The sequence below is a fragment of the Nocardia carnea genome (genome assembly GCF_029868325.1).
GTDB lineage: Bacteria > Actinomycetota > Actinomycetes > Mycobacteriales > Mycobacteriaceae > Nocardia > Nocardia carnea_C.
The window spans coordinates 1-4,890 of sequence record NZ_JARWNW010000203.1 but is presented as its reverse complement, the minus strand read 5'-3'; the positions used below and the strand labels follow the sequence as shown (position 1 = coordinate 4,890).

The following is a 4,890-nucleotide window of genomic DNA, read 5'->3' as shown; positions in this document are numbered from 1 at the left end:
CCCCCCCCCCCCCCCCCCCCCGGCCCCCGCACCCCGCGGCCCCCCCCCCCCCCCCCGGGGGGGGGGGCCGGGGAGATGGTGTCCGGCGCCGGCGTAGTGGTCACGGGTTCGGTCGTTACCGCCGGCGCCGCCCGCGCGCTGTTCGGCAAGGAACCGGCGTGAGGGAAGGCCGCGCTGCCGGAGGTAGTGCCGACCAGCATCCTCGACGCTGCGCCAACGATAAGGACGCATGATGAGTGAGAGCGAATCCCAGGGGTCCGAGTCGGTTCCTGCCCCGCCCGATCCCTGGAAGGGGCTGCGTGGGGTGATGGCGGGGGCACTGGTGCTCGAGGCGATCACGGTGCTGCTCGCCCTGCCGGTGGTGGCCGATATCGCCGGCGGTATCACCTGGGTCTCGGGGACCTATCTGGTGGTGCTCGCCCTGATCATGATTGCCGGGGCGGGACTGCAGCGGCGGTCCTGGGCCATACCGTTCAATCTGGGGCTGCAGGTGCTGGTGCTGATCGGCGGCATCTTCCATATCTCCATCGCGGTCATCGGCATCGTTTTCCTCATCGTGTGGGGATTCATCCTGGTGCTGCGGTCCGATGTCAAACGCCGGATGGAGGCGGGGACGCTGCCCAGCCAACGGATGGGTCCGAGCTCCTGACCGAGCCGCGCGCCGTGCGCTCCGGCGGCCAGTGCGGGGGCTACCTGCGGCCGTGTGCGGACTGCGGTTGAGGCGGGCTCGACCGCGCCCATTAGGCTGGCCGCGTGACAGAGCAGACATTGATTCTGATCAAACCGGACGGCGTGGCGCGCGGTTGTGTCGGCGAGGTGCTGAACCGGGTCGAGCGCAAGGGCCTGAAGATCGCCGCCCTCGAGCTCAAGCAGGTGAGCGAGGAACTGGCCGGCGAGCACTACGCCGAGCACGCCGATAAACCGTTCTTCGGTTCGCTGATCCAATTCATCACCTCGGGCCCGGTGGTCGCGGCCGTCCTGGAGGGTCCGCGTGCCATCGCCGCCTTCCGGCAGCTGGCCGGCGGCACCGATCCGGTGGAGAAAGCCGCCCCCGGCAGTATCCGCGGCGATCTCGGCCTGGAGACCCAGTCGAACCTGGTGCACGGATCGGACTCGCCCGAGTCCGCCAAACGCGAGATCTCCCTCTGGTTCCCCGAATTCCCGCTCTGAACACCGCCCGGTAACGGGCTTACCGGATCCGTGCGAGTGCCTCGCGCAGCGCCATGGCGAACACCTGGCGCACGGTGTGGGATACTGGTACTTGGTTGCGCCCGACACAGGGTGCGACCGGATGACACACTGCGGAACGATGCCGCCATCGCTGCCGCGGACGTAGAAGCCGGAGATCTCGGCTGCGTCTGCCCGGCGCGCTGGACGAGTGCTCGGACCGCGGCGTTCAGCCAGATGCCAGGCGCCGCGTGGCCAGTTAGCCCGACCGACGTTCGATAGTGGAGATAACCGGGCACGCGGGGCGAGACCATTGACCTTGCGCCAACCGCGCGAGGCGGACGGAAAGCGTCCCCGCGACGGCCGCGTCACTCGAAGAGGAACGCGCCCGGGGGCCCGAGGAGACTTCGTGGCCGATCAAGAGCCGCTGGACACAACATCACAGGACGACGATCACTTGCCGGAGCGCATCCGAGTGCACGCCCTTGCCAAGCGCTTGGGCGTGACCAGCAAACGTATCCTGGCCAAACTCAGCGAACTGGGGACCGAGGTCCGCAGCCCGCAATCGAGTGTGGACCGGGCCGTCGCGGAATCGGTCCGCGAATCGTTGACCACCCCCAACCTGACTCAGGCCGAACCGGGCCTGTTCGAGCCGGCGGCTGCCGTCCCGGAAACGGGCGCGGCGGGGCAGCCGGCGACAGCGAACGAGACACTCGGTGCCGCCGAGGCAGACCCTTCCACCGCGGGAACCACCGGGGCAGAACAGGCCCCGGAGCCCAGCGGTGGGACCGGGCAAATTCCTGGCATCGAGACCGAAACCGTGGCCGCGGGTGCGGCCGTATGGGAACCGGAAGAGCCGCCCGCACCTGAGGTCGTGCCCGCCGGTACAGGTCTCGCACCCGACCCCGCGACCGGAACCGGGGCGGCGGCCTCCGCCACCACCGCTGGACAGGGCACAACCGAACCGGCTCCTGCCGAATCCGGTACCGGAGAATCTGCGGTACCGGGCAGTGCGCCGGCGACCGGCGAGACGGCGCTCACCGCCGATGCCGAGGGTTCCGCAGAACCGTCCGGGCCCGCGGAGGTCTCCGTCTCCGCCACGGTCTCCACGAGTGCACCGCTCTCCCCGGCCACGCCGCCGCCCGCGTTCACCGCCGCGGCGAATCTGTTCGCGAGCCCGGTACGTGAGGAACCCGCCGCCGCCGAACCGGTCGTTTTCGAAAGTGCGGTCGTCGCGGCCCCGCTGTTCCTCTCCCCGGACGCGGCCGCCGCCGAGGATCTGCGCCGTCGCCGCAAGGCCGAACAGCAGGCAGAGCAGCAGGCGGAGCGCCAGGCCGAGCGGCAGACGGAATCGAAGGCCGAGCCGAAGACAGAACGGCAGACCGAGCCGGAGGCGGCGGCGGACAGCGAATCGGATACCGAGACCGGGGACGACCAGTCCGACCAGGGCGGCGATTCCGACGATCAGCCGCGCCGCCGGCGCCGGGGTCGCCGGGGCCGCGGCCGGGGTCGCGGGGAACAGCAGTCCGACGGCGACGGCGATAACGAGGCCGAGGAGGGCGAGTCCGCCGAACCGGCCGAAACATCCGCCGAGACCGAGGACAAGTCCGCAGGCGAGGATGCCGACGACCAGGAAGCCGGCGATACCGGCGAGGAATCCGAGGGCGGCTCCAGCCGTCGCCGGCGCCGGCGCCGCCGCCGGAAGGTGGGCGGGGATTCCGGGGAATCGGCCGAATCCGCCGAGGACGATCCGCCCAATACGGTCGTGCACGAACGCGAGCCGCGGAACAAGACCCGGGCCCGCGCCACCGTGGACGAGGTCCAGGGCATCAGCGGCTCCACCCGGCTCGAGGCCAAACGGCAGCGCCGGCGCGACGGCCGCGAGGCCGGCCGGCGCCGCCCGCCGATCCTCACCGAATCGGAATTCCTGGCGCGGCGCGAATCGGTCGACCGGGTGATGGTGGTCCGGGAGAAGGAATTCCCCGGCCATCCGTCGGCGACCCAGGTCGCCGTGCTCGAGGACAACATCCTGGTCGAGCATTTCGTCACCAGCACCGGCTCGGCGTCCATGGTGGGCAATGTCTACCTGGGCAAGGTGCAGAACGTGCTGCCGAGCATGGAGGCCGCGTTCGTCGATATCGGCCGGGGCCGCAACGGTGTGCTCTACGCCGGTGAAGTGAACTGGGAGGCCGCCGGGCTCGGCGGCCGGGAACGCAAGATCGAGCAGGCGCTCAAACCCGGTGATCAGGTGCTGGTGCAGGTCAGCAAGGACCCGGTCGGGCACAAGGGTGCCCGGTTGACCACCCAGATCAGTCTCGCCGGCCGCTTCCTGGTGTACGTGCCGGGCGGCACCTCCACCGGGATCAGCCGCAAACTGCCCGATACCGAGCGCAAACGTCTCAAGGAGATCCTGCGCGAGATCGTGCCCGCCGATGCCGGGGTGATCATCCGGACCGCCTCCGAAGGGGTCAGCGAGGCGGAACTGACGCGCGATGTGGAGCGGTTGCAGGCCACCTGGCGTAAGGTCTCCGCCGCCGCCGAGGGCGAATCCAACGCCCCGAAAACCCTCTACGAAGAGCCGGACCTGCTGGTGAAGGTGGTCCGCGACCTGTTCAACGAGGATTTCTCGAAACTGGTGATCGAGGGCGAACGCTCCTGGAACACGGTCGAGAAATATATCGGCACCGTCGCCCCGGACCTGCTCGCGCGGGTTTCCCGGCACGAGAACAACGGGGTCGATGTTTTCGAGGCCCACCGGATCGACGAACAGCTGGCCAAGGCACTGGACCGCAAGGTCTGGCTGCCGTCCGGCGGCACCCTGGTGATCGACCGGACCGAGGCCATGACCGTGGTCGATGTGAACACCGGGAAGTTCACCGGATCCGGCGGCGGCAACCTCGAGGAAACCGTCACCCGTAACAACCTCGAAGCCGCCGAGGAGATCGTGCGGCAGATGCGGTTGCGCGATATCGGCGGCATGATCGTGGTCGATTTCATCGATATGGTCCTCGAATCCAATCGTGACCTGGTGCTGCGCCGGCTCACCGAAGCTTTGGGCCGCGACCGCACCCGCCACCAGGTCTCCGAGGTCACCTCGCTGGGCCTGGTGCAGATGACCCGTAAGAAGCTCGGCACGGGCCTGGTGGAGGCCTTCTCCACCACCTGCGAGCACTGCCACGGTCGCGGCATCCTCGTGCACAGCTACCCGGTGGAAACCGGCGGTGGTGACGAGAGCTCGGGCCGGGGTCGCGAATCGGGTTCGCGGCGGCGCCGCAACCGCGACAAGGCCGCGCCCGCCGCGGCCGCGCCGGCGCCGGTGCCCGAAGTCTCGGAAGAGGACGCGGCGGCCAAACGGGCGCATCCGGTCGCGCTGGCCATGGCCGCGCACCAGTCGGAGGATTCGGCGGACGAGGCGGCCACCGCCGCGGATAAGGTCGCGGCCGGTGAGGTCGCTGACCGAGCCGCGGAGACGACCGGCACGGCAGCCGAGGACGGCGGCGACGCGGACCGGGCCGGGGGCGCGGGGCCGCGGCGGCGGGGGGCCCGGGGGGGGGGGGGGGGCGGGGGGGGGGCGGGGCGGGGGGGGGCGCCCCCCGCGGGCCCCCCCGCGGGGGGGGGCGCGGGGTCCCCCGGGCGGGGGGCCCCCCCCCCGCCCCCCGCGCCCCGGGCCCCCCCCCGCCCCGGGGCCCGCCGCCGCGGGGGGGCCGCGGCCCCGGCCCGGTC

General features: G+C 71.1%; 3 protein-coding genes. All 3 read left to right on the top strand.

The features are described 5' to 3' along the window. Positions 1 to 232 precede the first annotated feature (232 nt). Positions 233 to 649, top strand: a complete 417-nt coding sequence (locus tag QH196_RS16750) for a DUF4233 domain-containing protein (protein WP_280416730.1) — start codon at positions 233 to 235, stop codon at positions 647 to 649. 104 nt (positions 650 to 753) lie between these two features. Further along, positions 754 to 1,170, top strand: a complete 417-nt coding sequence (ndk, locus tag QH196_RS16745; protein ID WP_062976799.1) for a nucleoside-diphosphate kinase — start codon at positions 754 to 756, stop codon at positions 1,168 to 1,170. A 406-nt stretch (positions 1,171 to 1,576) separates the two neighbouring features. Next, on the top strand, positions 1,577 to 4,890 hold a 3,314-nt coding region (locus QH196_RS16740), incomplete at its 3' end, for a translation initiation factor IF-2 N-terminal domain-containing protein (protein WP_280416729.1).